The following is a 17,502-nucleotide window of genomic DNA, read 5'->3' as shown; positions in this document are numbered from 1 at the left end:
AACCAAGGTTGGCACCTACCGGGCGTCGGGGCGGTAATCTGCCCTGGTAGGCGTCGACCTTGGTCGACGCACGGCGTGCCAACCAAGGTTGGCACCTACCGGAGCATGGCGTGCCAACCAAGGTTGGCACCTACCGGGGCACGGCGTGCCAACCAAGGTTGGCACCTACCGGGGCACGGCGTGCCAACCAAGGTTGGCACCTACCGGGGCATGGCGTGCCAACCAAGGTTGGCCCCCACCAGGGCGTCAGCCGCTATGGCCGCACGCCATAGATCCGCCACGGGGCCGCCGTCGGCCCCACGTCGTACACCAGGCCGCGCAGCCCCTCTTCCATCACGGTCTCGCCCTCAGCGGCGCCGGTATTGACCACCGTCACCACCATCTCGAACGCCGGGTGCGCCGCCTGGCCAATGCGCGAACACACCACCCCACGATTCTCGTAGTGCACGACCGGGGTGAACCCGGGATCTTCACAGTGCACGGCCACGAAGCGGTAGCCCCGGTCCTCACTGCTGCCCGGCATCAGCGCATGCGCCGCGTACGACACCCGGCCCTGGCCGCCGGCGTAGGCCGGCACCTGCACCCGGAACTGGCCGGTGTCGCCGATCGCCAGCACCGGGTAATCCAACTGCTGCATCGGTGGCGGCGTCTGCGCCAAGGCCACGGCCGAACTACAGAACAGCAGGCAACTCACGACAATGCGCATAGCACTCTCCCTCACGGAACGGCCTGTGATGGTGCAGTACGGCGGCGTATGGCGTCTTTAGGAATGGGATGAAATAGCTGCCTCTAATTTTCATATTTATGATGTTTTTCATAATTCATGAAATTCGTCCACATCCGGTGTAGGCTGGCGCCACAGGTCACCCCTTCTGGAGCCCGCCATGCTTCACCTGCCCGTCCGCTTCGACCCCATCAACGAGCTGACCCACACCACCGCCTCGTCGGTGAAGGAACACTGGCGCAAGGTCATGCAGGAGGTCCGCGACCAGCGCATGGTGGTGGTCACCAACCATAACGAGCCGCAGGCGGTCATCGTCTCCATCGAGCAGTACCGCGCCCTGCAGGCCCGGGTGGAGGCGCTGGAAGCCTCGCTTGAGGAACTGCGCGACCAGGCCCCGGGCCTGGCCGAGCTGCGTGCCGGCTTCGACCAACGCCTGGCCGTGCTGCAACAGGCCCAGGCCGGCAGCAGCGCACGCGACCTGCTGCGCCGCCCCGCCCGCCTTGGCGGGCAGGTCAAGGCCGGCACCGGCCACTGATGGCGCGGCCATTCCTGTACGTCCTTGCCGGCGTCAATGGCGCCGGCAAGAGTTCGGTGGGCGGCCATGTGCTGCGCGAGGCCGGGCTGAACTGGTTCAACCCCGACACCTTCGCCCGCGAGCTGCGCGGCATCACCGGCCTGTCGCAGGCCGAGGCCAACGCCCAGGCCTGGCAGGAAGGCGTCAACCGCATCCGCGATGCGCTGGACCGGCGCTGCAACCACGCCTTTGAAACCACCCTGGGCGGCAATTCGATCGCCGCCCTGCTGCAGGAAGCCAGCCACAGCCACGATGTGCTGATGTGGTTCTGCGGCCTGTCCAGCCCGGAACAACACATCGCCCGGGTCCAGGCCCGCGTGCGCTCGGGCGGGCACCCGATCAACGAAGCCGATATCCGCCGCCGCTGGCCGCTGGCGCAGCAGAACCTGATCCGGCTGATGCCGGTGCTGGCCCAGCTGCAGGTCTACGACAACAGTGCCGAAGCCGCCCCCGGCGAGGCCGTGCCGGACCCCCGACTGCTGCTGCAGATGGAGGATGGCCAGGTGCATTTCCCGCAGCCGGACGACCTGGCACAGCTGGCCGCCACCCCGGCCTGGGCCACGCCCCTGCTGGAAGCCGCATTGCGCCTGTGACCCAAGGGGTCGGATCCCTTTCCAGAGGAAAGGGCTCTGACCCCTACCCCAAAGGCTCGTCGAGCAAGCTCGACGCTACCAAGGCCACCGCCAGGGGTCGGATCCCTTTCCAAAAGAAAGGGCTCTGACCCCGACCCCAAAAGCTCGTCGAGCAAGCTCGACGCTACGAAACCGGCCTGCGCCCGCGCCATGACGCGGCCTTCACTTTTCATTGATTGGACGTTCAATCAATAACCCGCATACTGGTCGCCCTCCTCCCCAAGCCACTCGGCCCATGCCCAAGAAAGGCATCGAACCCCTGCGCCGCCAACAGCTCATCGACGCCACCTTCCAGGTCATCCACGAGATCGGCCTGGCCGACGCCACCGTGGCCACCATCGCGCGCAAGGCAGGCCTGTCTACCGGCATCGTCGCCCACTACTTCGGCGACAAGGCCGGCCTGCTCAACGCCGCCATGAGGCAGATCCTGAGCCAGCTCAAGGATGCCTTCGCCCAGCACCGCGGGCAGGCCGCCACAGATCCGCGCTCACAACTGCGCGCACTGGTGGATGCGAACTTCGACCCCAGCCAGACCAGCGGGCCGGCCATGCGCGTCTGGCTGACCTTCTGGGCAGCCAGCATGCACCAGCCCGAACTGGCCCGACTGCAGCGCATCAACGACCAGCGCCTGTATTCCAACCTGGCCTACCAGTTCCACCGCAGCCTGCCGGCCGAACCCGCCCGCGAGGCCGCCCGCGGCCTTGCCGCACTCATCGACGGCCTGTGGCTGCGCGGCAGCCTGGTCGGCGGCCAGATCGACGGCGACAACGCCCGTCACATCGCCTACGCCTACATCGACTTCCAGTTGCAGGCCAACGCGCTATAAGCGCTGCAGGACCCTGCCCCTTCCAAGGAGTACCCCATGCCCACCCTGCCCGTCCAACAGCTCTACATCCATGGCCGCCGGGTCGACGCCACCAGCGGCAAGACCTTCCAGACCGTGAACCCGGCCAACGGCCAGGTGCTGGCCGAGGTGCAGATTGCCAGCCAGGCCGATGTGGAGCGCGCCGTACGCAGCGCCAGCGAAGGCCAGCAGGCGTGGGCCGCGATGACCGCCATGGAACGCTCGCGCATCCTGCGCCGCGCGGTCGAGATCCTGCGCGAACGCAATGACGAGCTTGCCCATCTGGAAACCCTGGATACCGGCAAGGCGCTGGCCGAAACCACCACCGTGGACATCGTCACCGGCGCCGACGTGCTGGAGTACTACGCCGGCCTGGCCACGGCCATCGAAGGCATCCAGCTGCCGTTGCGCGAATCGAGCTTCTTCTACACCCGCCGCGAACCGCTGGGCGTGGTGGCCGGCATCGGCGCCTGGAACTACCCGATCCAGATCGCGCTGTGGAAATCGGCCCCGGCATTGGCCGCGGGCAACGCGATGGTGTTCAAGCCCTCCGAAGTGACCCCGCTGACCGCGCTGAAGCTGGCCGAGATCTACACCGAAGCCGGCGTGCCCGACGGTGTGTTCAACGTGCTGCAGGGCCCCGGTGGCGAGATCGGCAACTGGCTGACCGAACACCCGGTGATCGAGAAGATCTCCTTCACCGGTGGCGTCACCACCGGTAAGAAGGTGATGGCCGCCGCCGCGTCCTCGTCACTGAAAGAAGTAACGATGGAACTGGGCGGCAAGTCGCCGCTGCTGATCTGCCAGGACGCCAACCTGGACCGTGCCGCCGATATCGCGGTCATGGCCAACTTCTTCAGCTCCGGCCAGGTCTGCACCAACGGCACCCGCGTGTTCGTGCCGCGCGCCATGCTGGCAGCCTTCGAGGCGGCGGTGGTGCAGCGCGTGCAGCGCATCCGCATGGGCGACCCGACCGCGCCGGACACCAACTTCGGGCCGATGGTCAGCTTCCCGCACATGGACAACGTGCTGCGCTACATCGACAGCGGCAAGGCCGAAGGCGCCCGCCTGCTGACCGGTGGCGGCCGCGCCACCGACGCCGCCCTGGCCGAGGGCGCGTACGTGCAGCCCACCGTGTTTTCCGACTGCCGCGACGACATGAAGATCGTGCGCGAGGAAATCTTCGGGCCAGTAATGAGCATCCTGGCCTACGACGATGAGGACGAAGCGGTGCGGCGCGCCAACGACACCCCGTTCGGCCTGGCCGCCGGCGTGGTCAGCAGCGATATCAGCCGCGCCCATCGCATCATCCACCGCCTGCAGGCCGGCATCTGCTGGATCAACACCTGGGGCGAATCGCCCGCCGAAATGCCGGTGGGCGGCTACAAGGAATCCGGCGTGGGCCGCGAGAACGGCCTGTCCACGCTGGGCCACTACACCCGCATCAAATCGGTCCAGGTGGAACTGGGCGACTTCGCCAGCGTGTTCTGAGCAGCGCGCCCCGACCGCAGGAGACAACCATGAGCACCACCCACGAGTACGACTACATCATCATCGGCGCCGGTTCGGCCGGCAACGTGCTGGCCACCCGCCTGACCGAAGACGCCGATGTGCGCGTTCTGCTGCTGGAAGCCGGCGGGCCCGACTACCGCCTCGATTTCCGCACGCAGATGCCGGCCGCACTGGCCTACCCGCTGCAGGGCAAGCGCTACAACTGGGCGTACAAGACCGACCCGGAGCCCTTCATGAACAACCGGCGCATGGACTGCGGCCGCGGCAAGGGCCTGGGCGGTTCCTCGCTGATCAACGGCATGTGCTACATCCGCGGCAACGCGATGGACTATGACAACTGGGCCAGCATGCCGGGCCTGGAAGACTGGACCTACCTGGACTGCCTGCCCTACTTCCGCAAGGCCGAAACCCGCGACATCGGCGCCAACGACTACCACGGCGACCAGGGCCCACTGCAGGTCACCACGCCCAAGGCCGGCAACAACGAACTGTTCGCCGCCATGATCGAAGCCGGCGTGCAGGCCGGCTACCCGCGCACCGACGATCTGAACGGTTACCAGCAGGAAGGCTTCGGCCCGATGGACCGCACGGTGACCGCGAAGGGCCGTCGCTCCAGCACCGCGCGCGGCTACCTGGACCTGGCAAAGCCGCGCCCGAACCTGACCATCGTCACCCACGCCCTGACCGACCGCATCCTGTTCTCGGGCAAGCGTGCAGTGGGCGTGCAGTGGCTGCACAACGACCAACCGCAGCGCGCCACCGCCCGCCGCGAGGTGCTGCTGTGCGGCGGCGCCATTGCGTCGCCGCAGATCCTGCAGCGCTCGGGCGTGGGCCCGGCCGACCTGCTGCGCAGCCTGGATATCGACCTGGTGCACCACCTGCCCGGCGTCGGCGCCAACCTGCAGGATCACCTGGAAATGTACCTGCAGTACGAATGCAGGAAGCCGGTATCGCTGGCGCCGGCCCTGAAGCTGTACAACCAGCCGGCCATCGGCGCGGAGTGGCTGTTCCTGGGCACCGGCATCGGTGCCAGCAACCAGTTCGAGGCCGGCGGCTTCATCCGCAGCGATGCCGAATTCGACTGGCCGAACCTGCAGTATCACTTCCTGCCGGTGGCCATCAATTACAACGGTTCCAACCCGATCAAGGCGCACAGCTTCCAGATGCACGTGGGCTCGATGCGTTCGCCCAGCCGCGGTCGCATCCACGTGCGTTCCAAGGACCCGCGCGAACATCCCAGCATCCTGTTCAACTACATGTCGCACGAGCAGGACTGGCGCGAGTTCCGCGCTGCCATCCGCATCACCCGCGAGATCTTCGCGCAGCCGGCGCTGGCGCCCTACAGCGGCCGCGAGATTTCGCCCGGCCGCGAGCTGCAGACCGATGCGCAGATTGATGGCTTCGTGCGCGAGCATGCCGAGACCGCCTACCACCCCTCGTGCACCAACAAGATGGGCCACGCCGACGACCCGATGGCGGTGGTCGATGGCCAGGGCCGCGTGCACGGCCTGGACGGCCTGCGCATCGTCGATGCCTCGATCATGCCGCAGGTGGTGACCGGCAACCTCAACGCGCCGACCATCATGATGGCTGAGAAGCTGGCCGACGTGATCCGCGGCCGCCCCGCACTGGCCCGCAGCACCGCCCCGTACTACCAGGCCAACGGCGCCCCGGTACGCCGCCAGCGCTGACGCGAATGCCACGCCCGTGCGCCCAGTAGGTGCCCACCTTGGTGGGCACGCGCCGCAACGCCCCAACGACCGGTAGGTGCCCACCTTGGTGGGCACACGCCAACCCACCCAACGCCCGGTAGGTGCCCACCTTGGTGGGCACGCGCCAGCCCATCCTGCCGACCAAGGTCGGCAGCTACCAGGCACGAGCGCGCTGACGATCACGCCCTCTTCGCGTTTTCCCTACGGAACGGTATGCTGCTGCGAGCGGTTCTGGCGGATACTGTCCGCGCCGCACCCATCACAACGATTCCTGGAGGGGGAATATGAGTCTGGATCGTCCCTGGCTGCAGAGCTATCCGAAAGGCGTTCCCGCCGAAATCGACGTCAACGAGTTCCATTCGGTAGCTTCGGTCTTCGACGCCTCCGTGGCGAAGTTCCGCGACCGCCCCGCCTACTCCAGTTTCGGCAAGGTGCTCACCTACGGTGAAACCGATGCCCTGGTCGAGCAGTTCGCGGCCTACCTGCTGGGCGAACTGAAGCTGAAAAAGGGTGACCGCGTTGCCCTGATGATGCCCAACTGCCTGCAGTACCCCATCGCGACCTTCGGCGTGCTGCGCGCCGGCCTCACCGTGGTCAACGTCAACCCGCTGTACACCGCCCGCGAGCTGAAGCATCAGCTGGTCGATGCCGGTGTCACCGCGCTGGTGGTCGTGGACAACTTCGGCGACACCGTGCAGCAGGTCATCGCCGAGACCCAGGTCAAGCAGGTCATCACCACCGGCCTGGGCGACCTGCTCGGGGCCAAGGGTGCGATCGTCAATTTCGTGCTGAAGTACGTCAAGAAGATGGTGCCCAACTACCATCTGAAGGGCGCCATCCGCTTCAAGCAGGCGCTCAAGCTGGGCAGCCGCCACACCCTGCCCAAGGTCGAGATCGACCACGATGACGTGGCGTTCCTGCAGTACACCGGCGGCACCACCGGCGTGGCCAAGGGCGCCATGCTGACCAACCGCAACCTGATCGCCAACATGCAGCAGGCCTCGGCCTGGATCGGCGCATCGGGCATCGAGCCGGGCAAGGAATGGATCATCACCGCCCTGCCGCTGTACCACATCTTCGCACTGACCGCGAACGGCCTGGTCTTCATGAAGTTCGGTGGCTGCAACCACCTGATCACCAACCCGCGCGACATGAAGGGCTTCGTCAAGGAGCTCAAGTCGGTGCGCTTCACCGCCATCACCGGCGTCAACACGCTGTTCAACGGCCTGCTGAACACCCCCGGCTTCGACACCGTGGACTTCTCCTCGCTGAAGGTCACCCTGGGCGGCGGCATGGCCGTGCAGCGTGCGGTGGCCGAGCGCTGGAAGAAGGTGACCGGGGTGACCCTGGTGGAGGCCTACGGCCTGACCGAAACCTCGCCTGCCGCCTGCATCAACCCGCTGGACCTGAAGGAATACAACGGCGCCATCGGCCTGCCGATTCCGTCCACCGATGCCTGCATCAAGGACGACAACAGCAACACCCTGCCGCTGGGCGAAGTGGGCGAGCTGTGCATCAAGGGCCCGCAGGTGATGAAGGGCTACTGGCAGCGCCCGGACGAAACCCGCCAGGCCATCGATGCCGACGGCTGGCTGCACACCGGCGACATGGCGCGCATGGATGAGCAGGGCTTCTTCTACATCGTCGACCGCAAGAAGGACATGATCCTGGTGTCCGGCTTCAACGTGTACCCCAACGAAGTGGAAGACGTGATTGCGATGATGCCGGGCGTGCTGGAAGTGGCCGCCGTGGGCGTTCCGGACGAGAAGTCCGGCGAAGTGGTGAAGGTCGTGATCGTGAAGAAGGACCCGAACCTGACCGCCGAAATGGTCAAGGAACATGCCCGGGCCAACCTGACCGGCTACAAGCACCCCAGAATCGTAGAATTCCGAAAAGAGCTGCCGAAGACCAACGTGGGCAAGATCCTGCGTCGCGAGCTGCGCGATACGCCCGCCACGTAAGGGTTTCCACAGGTTGGAACGCCGTCAGGCCCGGGTCGGAAACGCCCCGGGCCTTTTCGCATGTGAAAGGCTGCACCCGTTGTAGCATCGCGTCGTGTGTGGACCGTTCGGCCCGCCGGCCACCACGTTTTCACGCGGGCCGCCTGCCGAGGACCCTTCCATGAGCACCATCGAAAAACTGCCGACCAGCGGTTCACCGTTTGCCACCATCCGTACCGAAGACAGCGACGACGGCGCTGCCCACTGGCTGTTCATGCATGCCGATGCGTCCACGGGTATCCGCCCGTGCTGCCGCAAGGACATGCTGGACGAGATGTGGAGCTACATGAACGCCATCACCCGCAGCCCGGCCCAGCGTCACAGCGGCCAGCTGCGGCACTTCGTGCTGGCCTCCGACGCCATCGCCTACAACCTGGGCGGTGACCTGGACCTGTTCACCCGCCTGATCCGCGAAGGCAACCGCGACCTGCTGCTGACCTACGCCCAACGCTGCGTGGAAGGCGTGCACCACCTGCACACCGGCTTTGGCGGCGATGTGCGCTCCATCGCCCTGATCCAGGGTGATGCCCTGGGCGGCGGCCTGGAAATGGCCCTGGCCTGCCACACCATCGTGGCCGAGGAAGGCAGCGGCATGGGCCTGCCGGAAGTGCTGTTCGGGCTGTTCCCGGGCATGGGCGCGTACTCGTTCCTGTGCCGCCGCGTGGCCCCGCAGCTGGCCGAGAAGATCATCCTGGACGGCCGCATCTACAGTGCCGAGGAAATGCATGCGCTGGGGGTGGTGGACGTGCTGGTGAAGAAGGGCGAAGGCCGTGCCGCCGTGCAGGAGATGATCCGCCACCAGCAGCGCCTGCCGCAGTCGTACCTGGCCATGAATGCCGCACGCAACCTGGCCCAGGCGGTGAGCTACGACGAGCTGCTGGAAATCACCAAGGTCTGGGTGGATTCGGCGCTGGCACTGGGTGACCGCTCGCTGCGCACCATGGATCGATTGATCAAGGCACAGACGCGTCGTGCGTCGATGGATGCGGCCTGATTCCAGCCCTCCCCCTGCTGGCTTGGAGCCCGGCTGGCCACCGGGCTTTTTTTCGCGCAATCGCAACCCCGTAGAGTCGAGCTTGCTCGACTGCCGTCGATAGTCGAGCAAGCTCGACTCTACGGAGCTGTGGCAGTCGAGCAAGCTCGACTCTACGGAGCTGTGGCTCGACGCTACGGCGCGTCGTCGGCCGCGCCGCGGGCCTTGCGTTCGGCGCGTGCATCCAGCGCCTGCCGGCCTTCCTTGATCGCGCCCTGCAGCACCGCCAGGCGCGCCTGCCATTCGGCCTTCAACTGCCAATCGGCCATGCGCATCAGTTCACCGGCACGGTTGGCCGCGCGCACCAGCCCCAGGTTGCCGGACACACCCTTGATTGCATGCGACTGCTCGCGGAACTGGCCCCAGCGGCCGGCTTCGCCATCGGCCTCTGCCTTGCGCAGGCAGGCCTCGGCATCTTCCAGGCACTGGCGGATGAACTCACGTTCGAAGCCATCGCCCATGCCCAGTGATGCCAGTTCGTCCAGCACGCCGGTATCAAGCACGCCATCGAGCTGTACCGGCGCACGTACCACCAGCGGCGCGGCATTTTTCAGGTTCGCGTTGTTGGCGATCTCCGCCAGCGTGTCCAGCAGGCGCACGGCCACCACGGGCTTGGCCAGGAAGGCATGCGCGCCGGCCTGCGTGCAGCGCTGGATCGCTTCGGGGGTCACATCGGCACTGAGCACCATCACCGGCGTGCGCGGACCGCCGCCGGACTGCATCACCCTCAATTCCTTCAGCATGTCCAGGCCACTCATGCCGGGCATGTGCAGGTCGACGATGGCCGCATCGAATTCGCTCTCGGCCAGCGCATCAAGCACCGCTTCGCCGCCGTCCACGCACATCACCCGGTGGCCGGCCTTCTGCAGCAGGCGCTGCAGCACCATGCGGTTGGCTTCGTGGTCGTCGGCCACCAGGATCTGCATGCTGCGCACGCGCGCACGGTGGCGCAGGAACGGATCGGCGAAGGCGATCACGTTGCCACCCGGGCCGATGTCCTCGCCGGCGGCCACGCTGGGCACCAGACCCGGCTCTACCGGCTGCGGCGGCGCGAACGGCAGTTCCACCCAGAAGTGGCTGCCCTGCGGCGGGTTGTCCAGGTAGCCGATCTGCCCGTCCATGGCCTCGACCAGGCCCTTGGCGATGGTGGTGCCCAGGCCGGTGCCTTCGTGGCGGCGGGCCATGCTCACGTCGGCCTGCTCGAAGGCCTCGAACAAGCGTGGGCGCAGGGCCACCGGCACGCCAATGCCGGTATCGATGATGTCAAAGCGCAGGCGCACCGCACCGTGGGTGTCGGCGTGCACCACGTTCACCCGGATCTCCACCCGGCCCTGGTCGGTGAACTTCACCGCGTTGCCGGCCAGGTTCAACAGGATCTGCCGCAGGTGGCCCACGTCGCCGCGCAGGGTCTGCGGCACGGTCGCGGCCACCTTCACCCGATAATCCAGCCGCTTGGCCTTGGCCTGCGGCAACAGGATCAGGCCGATCGCCTGGATCACGTCGGACAGCACGAAATCCTCGGCCACCACGCGCAGCTTGCCGGCCTCGATGGCCGAGATGTCCAGCACTTCCTCCACCAGCGCCAGCAGGCTGCGGGAAGAGGCCTGGATGGTATTCAGACACTCGCGCTGTTCTTCATCCAGGCGCGTGGTCGCCAACACTTCGGTCATGCCATTCAATCCATTGAGTGGGGTGCGGAATTCGTGACTCATGTTGGCCAGGAAGCGGCTCTTGGCCTCACTGGCCCGGCGCGCTTCGGCCATTGCATGGGTCAACTGACGCAGCAGCGTCGAGAAGTACAGCGGCACCGCCGCCAGGCCCAGCCACAGGCCGATGGCCAGGCGCAGGTTCTGCTGCCAGTACGGGGTCAGCAGCGCGGTGGCGCCGAAGCTGACCATGGCCATCGCCACGGCCACGTAAAGATAGGTGTTGCCAAAGCGCATGCCGTTGCCGACCGTCACCCACATCACCACGATGTAGACCCACGACAGCGGCTCGCCCATCTGGATCATGCCGGCGGCGATCAACCCGTAGTCGGCCAGCATGCCCAGCACGCGGCGCGGGTCGGAGCGGCCAGGCCGCCACAGCAACCAGCCGAACGCCAGCAGCGACAGGCTCAGGCCGGTCAGCACGATGGCCAGCACGCCCACGTACTGGTCGTGCGGCAGGTCGAAACGCACGCTGGGCAGCAGCACGTAGCCCAGGATCAGGCTGATCAGCACGATGCGGACGATCTGCTGCCCATGCTCGCTGTCCTGCCGGTTCGACAGGCGCTGGCGCAGCCGCGACAGCAACCGCTTCACGCGCCCATCCCCGGCCGCGCCGAGGCGGTGGAGTGCTCGGCGCAGATCTGTTCAAGCTGGTTGCGCCCGCGCAGCAGCGCATCCACGCAGCGCGGGTCGAACAGGCGCCCGCGCTGGGCGTACAGATAGGCCAGGGTCGCTTCGAAGGTCCACGCCTCTTTGTACGGACGCGGCGAAATCAGCGCGTCGAACACATCGGCCACGGCCACGATGCGCGCCTCCAGCGGAATCGCGTCGCCCACCAGACCGTCGGGGTAGCCACTGCCGTCGTAGCGCTCGTGGTGGCGCAGCGCGATCAGCGCACCGACCTGGATGAAGCGGTTCTGGCTGCCGCTCAGCAGTTCGTGGCCGATACGCGGGTGCCGGCGCATGATCGCCAGCTCGTCATCGGTCAGCTTGCCCTGCTTGAGCAGCACCGCATCGGGAATGGCGATCTTGCCCATGTCGTGCAGGGGCGCGGCCGCCTCGATCAGCTTCACTTCGTCTTCGGGCAGGCCCAGCTGCTCGGCAATCAGCCCGGCCACGCGCGCCATGCGCTCCAGATACGCACTGGTGCCGGCATCACGGAACTCGATCGCCCGCGCCAGCCGCGAAAGGGTTTCGCGCTCGCGCTCTTCCACCTCGTGCATGCTGGCCAGCAGGCGCTGCTCCAGCGACAAGGCGCGTTGCTTCACATTCTCGCTCTGCTGGCGCAGCTGCAGCAGGTTGTAGCAGCGCGCGCGCAGTTCACGCGGGCGGATCGGCTTGACCAGGAAATCGATCACCCCGGCTTCCAGTGCGGCCTGGCGAATCGGTTCATCGCCCACCACGGTGATCAGGATCACCGGAATGTCGCGATGCTTGGGCAGGCGGCGGAAGCGGCGGGCGAACTCCAGCCCGTCCATTTCCGGCATGCGGTAGTCCAGCAGCAACAGATCGACCGGGTGCGCTTCGCACCAGGCCAGGGCCGTAAGCGGATCGCCAAAGTCGTACACGGACAGTTCCGGTGCGATGTCTTCAATGACATGCCGCAACATCGTCCGTGCAGAAGTCTGGTCGTCGACAATGACGATATTCAACGCGCTCTCTGCCTTCCTTCTCGACCACGCTGGAAACTCAGCCGGCGAGGATACTCCGCCGCTGTGCACACTGGCACCCTGCATCGGCCCCACTCCCGTCACGATGTCGCCGGTTCATGATCGTCATCACAATGTGAAGCCGGCCCTTCGCATTGCCCCCACCCCAGCCCCTGTTTGCCACAGGGGATGTCAAGGCGGTGCAATCACCATACGCCGTGTGCGGAAAGCGTCAATCGCGCCATCCCATTCCGGGACGGCGCGCACATGCAGAGTGCGAACCCGAGCTTAGTGCTCCGGACGCATGTAAGGGAACAGCAGAACGTCGCGGATCGAACTGCTGCCGGTCAGCAGCATCACCAGACGGTCCACGCCGATGCCCAGGCCACCGGTCGGGGCCATACCGTACTCCAGCGCACGGATGTAATCGGCGTCGTAGTGCATGGCCTCGTCGTCGCCGCCTTCCTTCGCCGCCACCTGGGCCTGGAAGCGCTGCGCCTGGTCTTCCGGGTCGTTCAATTCGGAGAAGCCGTTGGCCAGCTCCTTGCCGTTGATGAACAGCTCGAAGCGGTCGGTGTAACCCGGGTCGTTGTCGTTGGCGCGGGCCAGCGGCGAAACCTCCACCGGGTGATCGGTGATGAAGGTCGGCTGGATCAGGGTGTGCTCGACGGTGGCCTCGAAGATTTCCAGCAGCAGCTTGCCCCAGCCGTAAGACGGCTTGACGCGGATCTTCAAGCGCTCGCAATGACGCAGCAGCGCCTCGCGGTCGGTGCAGTCGGCCGCGGAAATTTCCGGGTTGTGGTGGCGCACCGCCTCGTCCATGCGCCAGCGGCGGAAGGCCGGGCCCAGGTCGATGTTGGCGCCGTCCCATTCCACCGTGGTGCCGCCGTTGACGGTCTGCGCCACATCGCGGATCACGCCTTCGGTCAGGTCCATGATCTCGTTGTACGTGGCATAGGCCTCGTACAGCTCCATCATGGTGAATTCCGGGTTGTGGCGGGTGCTGACGCCTTCGTTGCGGAAGTTGCGGTTGATCTCGTACACCCGCTCCAGGCCTCCCACGGTCAGGCGCTTGAGGTACAGCTCCGGCGCCACGCGCAGGTACAGGTCCAGGTCCAGCGCGTTGTGGTGGGTGGTGAACGGCTTGGCCGCCGCGCCGCCGGGGATGTAATGCATCATCGGCGTCTCGACTTCCAGGAAGTCGCGGTTGTCCAGCCACGCACGCATGGCGCGGATGATCTTCGAGCGCTTGATGAAGACCGCGCGCGATTCCGGGGTCACGATCAGGTCGACGTAGCGCTGGCGGTAGCGCTGTTCCACGTCGGAAAGGCCGTGCCACTTGTCCGGCAGCGGCCGCAGCGACTTGGTCAGCAGGCGGATCGATTCGGCCTTGACCGACAGTTCGCCGGTCTTGGTGCGGGTCAGGCCGCCTTCCACGGCGATGATGTCGCCCACGTCCCAGCCCTTGAAGGCGGTATAGGCATCGCCCAGCACCGCGCCCTGCAGGAACAGCTGGATGCGGCCGGATTCGTCCTGGATCTGGGCGAAGCTGGCCTTGCCCATGATGCGCTTGGCCATCAGGCGGCCGGCCATCTTCACGGTGCGGCCGGTGGCTTCCAGCGCCTCGGCGGTCCACTGTTCGGCATCGGCGAACTCATCCTGCAGACGGCCGGCGAACTCCTGGCGACGGAAATCGTTCGGGTACGCGATGCCCTGCCCACGCAGCGCTTTGAGTTTCTCACGGCGCTCGGCGATCAACTTGTTTTCGTCGACGGGGGGGGTATCGGTAGCTTCGCTCATGGATCTGCGGGAATCGTGTAGTGAGGGGGGATGCTGCGCCGGCACAGCCGGTTGCACAGCATACCAAAACCGCCCTGCCCCGGCCCCGGCAGCGCCCCCGCCCCGGTAGCCGCCAACCTTGGTTGGCGTTCTCTGTGTCGACCAAGGTCGACACCTACCAGATCCCGGGCGCCGGTAATCGTCAACCGTTCCCGGGAAACGCCTGCCGCAGTTCGTCCACCAGCACCCGCTGGTTTTCCGAGTAATCCACCGGCACCGATACCAGGTGCACCCCGCCCTCGTTGAAGGCCGCCTCCAGGGTCGGAATGAACTGCTCGATGGCTGTCACCTCATGGCCCTTGCAGCCATAGGCCTGCGCGTACTTCACGAAATCGGGGTTGCTGAAGGTCATGCCGTAGTCGGTGAAACCATCCACCGCCTGCTTCCAGCGGATCATGCCGTAGGCCCCATCGTTGAGGATCAGCACCACCAGGTTCAGGCCCAGCCGTCGGGCGGTCTCCAGCTCTTGGCTGTTCATCATGAAACCGCCATCGCCACATACCGCCAGCACCCGCCGCTGCGGATACAGGATCGAGGCCATGATCGCCGACGGCAGGCCCGCGCCCATGGTCGCCAGCGCATTGTCCAGCAGCAGCGTATTGGCCACCTGGGTGCGGTAATTGCGCGCAAACCAGATCTTGTACATGCCGTTGTCCAGCGCCACGATGCCGTCCGGCGGCATCACCTGGCGCACGTCATGCACCAGCCGCTGCGGGGTGAAGCCCGGCTCCTCGGCGCGGTCGGCCAGGTGGTCCAGGATGGTCGCGCGCAGCGGCAGCAGCGCATCGGCATGCGGCACCTGGCCCTCGATGCGATCGGCCAGCTGGGTCAGCGAGCGTCCGATGTCGCCGATCACTTCCACCTGCGGGAAGTACACCTGCTCCACCGCCGCCTGCGAGTAGCCGATATGAATGACCGTGGGGCCACCGGGACGCATCACGAACGGCGGCTTCTCGGTCACCTCGTGGCCGATGGTCACGATCACATCGGCCTGGTCGATGGCCATGTGCACGTAGTCGCGCTCGGTCAGCGCGGCCGTGCCCATGTACAGGCCCGAGCCGCCGGCCACCGCGCCCTTGCCCATCTGCGTGGTGAAGAACGGAATGCCCGCGCGCAGCACGAAGGCCGACAGCGCCTCGCTGGACTGCGGCCGCGAGGCCGCCGAGGCGATCATCAGCAGCGGCCGCTTCGCCGCGCGGATGAGCTGCGCCGCCCGGTCCAGCGCTTCGGGGCTGGCAATGGGCCGATCCACCGCGTGGGTGGGAATGAGCGATACCCCTTCCACCTCGGTGGCGGCGATGTCCTCGGGCAGTTCCAGCAGCACCGGGCCGGGGCGCTCTTCCTGGGCCACCCGGAACGCCTCGCGCACGATGGTCGGGATCGTGCGCGCCGACACGATCTGCCGCGCCAGCTTGGTCAGCGGCTTCATGGTGCTGACGATATCCACGATCTGGAACCGCGCCTGCTTGCTGGCCACGATGCCCTTCTGCCCGGTGATCATGATCACCGGCCAGGCGCCCAACAGCGCGTAAGCAGCGCCGGTGGTGAAATTCAGCGCACCCGGGCCCAGCGTGGCCAGGCACACGCCCGGCTTGCCGGTCAGGCGGCCATAGGTGGCGGCCATGAACACCGCCGCCTGTTCGTGGCGGGTGATGACCAGCTCGATGCTGGAATGGCGAAGCGACTCGACCACGTCGAGGTTTTCTTCGCCGGGAATACCGAAAATACGCTCGACGCCTTCGTTCTCAAGTGCGGCGACAAGCAGATCTGAACCCTTGGACATCGGAATGCCGTCCTTTCGCTGGACTGTGGGGGAATGGTTGCAGGTGGGATGAGAGCCGGGTGTCAACGCTTGTCGAACCAGACCGTCTGCGCGTTGACGAACTCACGGATGCCGAAGTGCGAGAGCTCGCGGCCGAAGCCACTCTTCTTCACCCCGCCAATCGGCACGCGCGGGTCGGACGCCGAGAAGCCGTTGACGAACACGCCACCGGTCTGCAGCCGGCGGGCCAGCTGCATGGCCCTCGCGCGGTCGCCGCTCCACAGGTTGCCGCTCAGGCCGAACTCGCTCTGGTTGGCCAGCTCCACCGCATGGTCGGCATTGCGGGCGCGGCTGATCGAAGCCACCGGGCCGAAGGTTTCGGTATCGAAGGCCTGCATGCCCGGCTCGACATCCACCAGCACCGTCGGGGCGTAGAAGGCACCGGGGCGATCCAGCTGATGGCCGCCCACCCGCAGCTGGGCACCGGCGTCCACCGACGCCTGCACCTGCGCATGCAGCTGGTCCAGCAGGTCCTGGCGGGCCATCGGGCCGATGCGGTTGCCCGGCTCGCGCCCATCGCCGACGGTCAGCGCCTGCACCTTCTGGCAGAACTGCGCCACGAACCGGTCGTAGACCGCCTCTTCGACGATGATGCGCTTGCCGGCAATGCAGACCTGCCCGGTGTTCTGGAAGCGCGAGGCCACGGCCGCGTCCACGGCGGCATCCAGATCGGCATCGGCCAGCACGATGAACGGGTCCGAGCCGCCCAGTTCCAGTACCACTTTCTTGAGCGCCTGCCCGGCCTGAGCGGCGATGCTGCGGCCGGCGGCCACGCTGCCGGTGAGGGTGACGGCGGCAATGCGATCGTCGGCAATCGCGGCACTGGTGCCCTCGCGGCTGATGTTGGCGGCGATGAACGTGCCTTCCGGCAGCCCGGCCTCACGCCAGGCCGCGTCGAGCAGCAGCGCGGTACCGACGATGTTCTCGGCCGGCTTCAGCAGGAAGCCGTTGCCGCCCATCAGGATCGGCACTGCCGCGCGCATCACCTGCCAGTACGGGAAATTCCACGGCATGATGCCCAGCACCACGCCCAGCGGCAGGTAGGACACATAGGCCTGGTCACCCGGCACCTGGGTCGGTTCATCGCGCAGGAACGGCGCGCCGTGCTCGGCGTACCAGTCGCACAGCACGGCGCATTTCTCGATCTCGGCCAGGGCCTCGGCCTGCACCTTGCCCATTTCGGCGGTGGCCAGCGCGGCCAGCGGTTCGCGGTCACGGCGCAGCACCGCGGCCATGGCGCGCAGGACACCCGCACGCTGTTCCAGGGTGTAGCCGCTCCAGGCGGCGAAGCCGGCCTGGCCGCGCTGCAGGATCGTTTCCAGTTCGGTAGCGCTGGCGAAGGGGTGCTCGGCGATCACCTGGGCGGTGGCCGGATCGCGGGAGATGGCGGTAGTGGGGGCAGCGGACATGCAGGTCTCCTGTTGTCTCGACAGCGGGCGGGCAGCCCGTGTC

The 17,502-nt window shown here is 66.6% G+C and carries 13 protein-coding genes; 7 read left to right on the top strand and 6 right to left on the bottom strand.

Annotated features, from left to right (window positions below):
- Nucleotides 1-253: 253 nt before the first annotated feature.
- The gene (locus C1930_RS20230; RefSeq protein WP_159093580.1) at nt 254-706 is read right to left on the bottom strand and encodes a hypothetical protein; all 453 of its coding nucleotides are present in this window, start codon (nt 704-706) and stop codon (nt 254-256) included.
- 178 nt (nt 707-884) lie between these two features.
- Between C1930_RS20230 and C1930_RS09525 the strand changes: the two genes are divergently transcribed.
- From C1930_RS09525 to C1930_RS09495, 7 genes are all read left to right on the top strand, one after another.
- Nucleotides 885-1,259, top strand: a complete 375-nt coding sequence (locus tag C1930_RS09525) for a type II toxin-antitoxin system Phd/YefM family antitoxin (RefSeq protein WP_108752998.1) — start codon at nt 885-887, stop codon at nt 1,257-1,259.
- The gene (locus C1930_RS09520; RefSeq protein WP_108756097.1) at nt 1,259-1,891 is read left to right on the top strand and encodes a hypothetical protein; all 633 of its coding nucleotides are present in this window, start codon (nt 1,259-1,261) and stop codon (nt 1,889-1,891) included. Before C1930_RS09525 ends, C1930_RS09520 begins: the two co-directional genes overlap by 1 nt.
- A gap of 274 nt (nt 1,892-2,165) precedes the next feature.
- Nucleotides 2,166-2,756 carry a transcriptional regulator BetI gene (betI, locus tag C1930_RS09515; protein WP_108756096.1) on the top strand — a complete coding sequence of 197 codons (591 nt, stop codon included), beginning with the start codon at nt 2,166-2,168 and terminating at the stop codon, nt 2,754-2,756.
- Between the two features lie 36 nt (nt 2,757-2,792).
- Nucleotides 2,793-4,265 (top strand): betaine-aldehyde dehydrogenase, encoded by a 1,473-nt coding sequence (betB, locus tag C1930_RS09510; protein WP_108771581.1) that lies wholly within the window; start codon nt 2,793-2,795, stop codon nt 4,263-4,265.
- Nucleotides 4,266-4,294: 29 nt separating this feature from the next.
- Nucleotides 4,295-5,977: a choline dehydrogenase gene (gene betA / locus C1930_RS09505; protein ID WP_108771580.1), complete on the top strand. Its 1,683-nt coding sequence runs from the start codon at nt 4,295-4,297 to the stop codon at nt 5,975-5,977.
- 305 nt (nt 5,978-6,282) lie between these two features.
- On the top strand, nt 6,283-7,959 hold the full coding sequence (locus tag C1930_RS09500) for a long-chain fatty acid--CoA ligase (protein ID WP_108756093.1): 1,677 nt from the start codon (nt 6,283-6,285) through the stop codon (nt 7,957-7,959).
- 160 nt (nt 7,960-8,119) lie between these two features.
- Entirely contained in the window at nt 8,120-8,992 is an 873-nt protein-coding gene (locus C1930_RS09495; protein ID WP_108752992.1) for a crotonase/enoyl-CoA hydratase family protein, read from the top strand.
- Between the two features lie 173 nt (nt 8,993-9,165).
- Here C1930_RS09495 and C1930_RS09490 read toward each other — a convergent pair whose 3' ends face one another.
- The 5 genes from C1930_RS09490 to C1930_RS09470 all read right to left on the bottom strand — a co-directional run bounded on the left by C1930_RS09490 (nt 9,166) and on the right by C1930_RS09470 (nt 17,459).
- Complete coding sequence (locus C1930_RS09490; RefSeq protein ID WP_108756092.1) at nt 9,166-11,334, bottom strand: response regulator; 2,169 nt, start codon at nt 11,332-11,334, stop codon at nt 9,166-9,168.
- Nucleotides 11,331-12,476 (bottom strand): two-component system response regulator, encoded by a 1,146-nt coding sequence (locus C1930_RS09485; RefSeq protein ID WP_108756091.1) that lies wholly within the window; start codon nt 12,474-12,476, stop codon nt 11,331-11,333. Before C1930_RS09485 ends, C1930_RS09490 begins: the two co-directional genes overlap by 4 nt.
- Before the next feature lie 201 nt (nt 12,477-12,677).
- Complete coding sequence (gene lysS / locus C1930_RS09480; RefSeq protein ID WP_108771579.1) at nt 12,678-14,189, bottom strand: lysine--tRNA ligase; 1,512 nt, start codon at nt 14,187-14,189, stop codon at nt 12,678-12,680.
- Nucleotides 14,190-14,370: 181 nt separating this feature from the next.
- Nucleotides 14,371-16,011 carry an acetolactate synthase large subunit gene (locus tag C1930_RS09475; RefSeq protein WP_108752988.1) on the bottom strand — a complete coding sequence of 547 codons (1,641 nt, stop codon included), beginning with the start codon at nt 16,009-16,011 and terminating at the stop codon, nt 14,371-14,373.
- A gap of 62 nt (nt 16,012-16,073) precedes the next feature.
- A complete protein-coding gene (locus C1930_RS09470) occupies nt 16,074-17,459 on the bottom strand; it encodes an NAD-dependent succinate-semialdehyde dehydrogenase (RefSeq protein WP_108756089.1) in 1,386 nt (461 codons plus the stop codon).
- Between the last annotated feature and the right edge of the window lie 43 nt (nt 17,460-17,502).

The organism is Stenotrophomonas sp. SAU14A_NAIMI4_8 (assembly GCF_003086695.1).
Taxonomy (GTDB): Bacteria; Pseudomonadota; Gammaproteobacteria; order Xanthomonadales; family Xanthomonadaceae; genus Stenotrophomonas.
The sequence above is the reverse complement of the archived record's forward strand: the minus strand, read 5'-3'. Positions and strand labels throughout refer to the sequence as shown.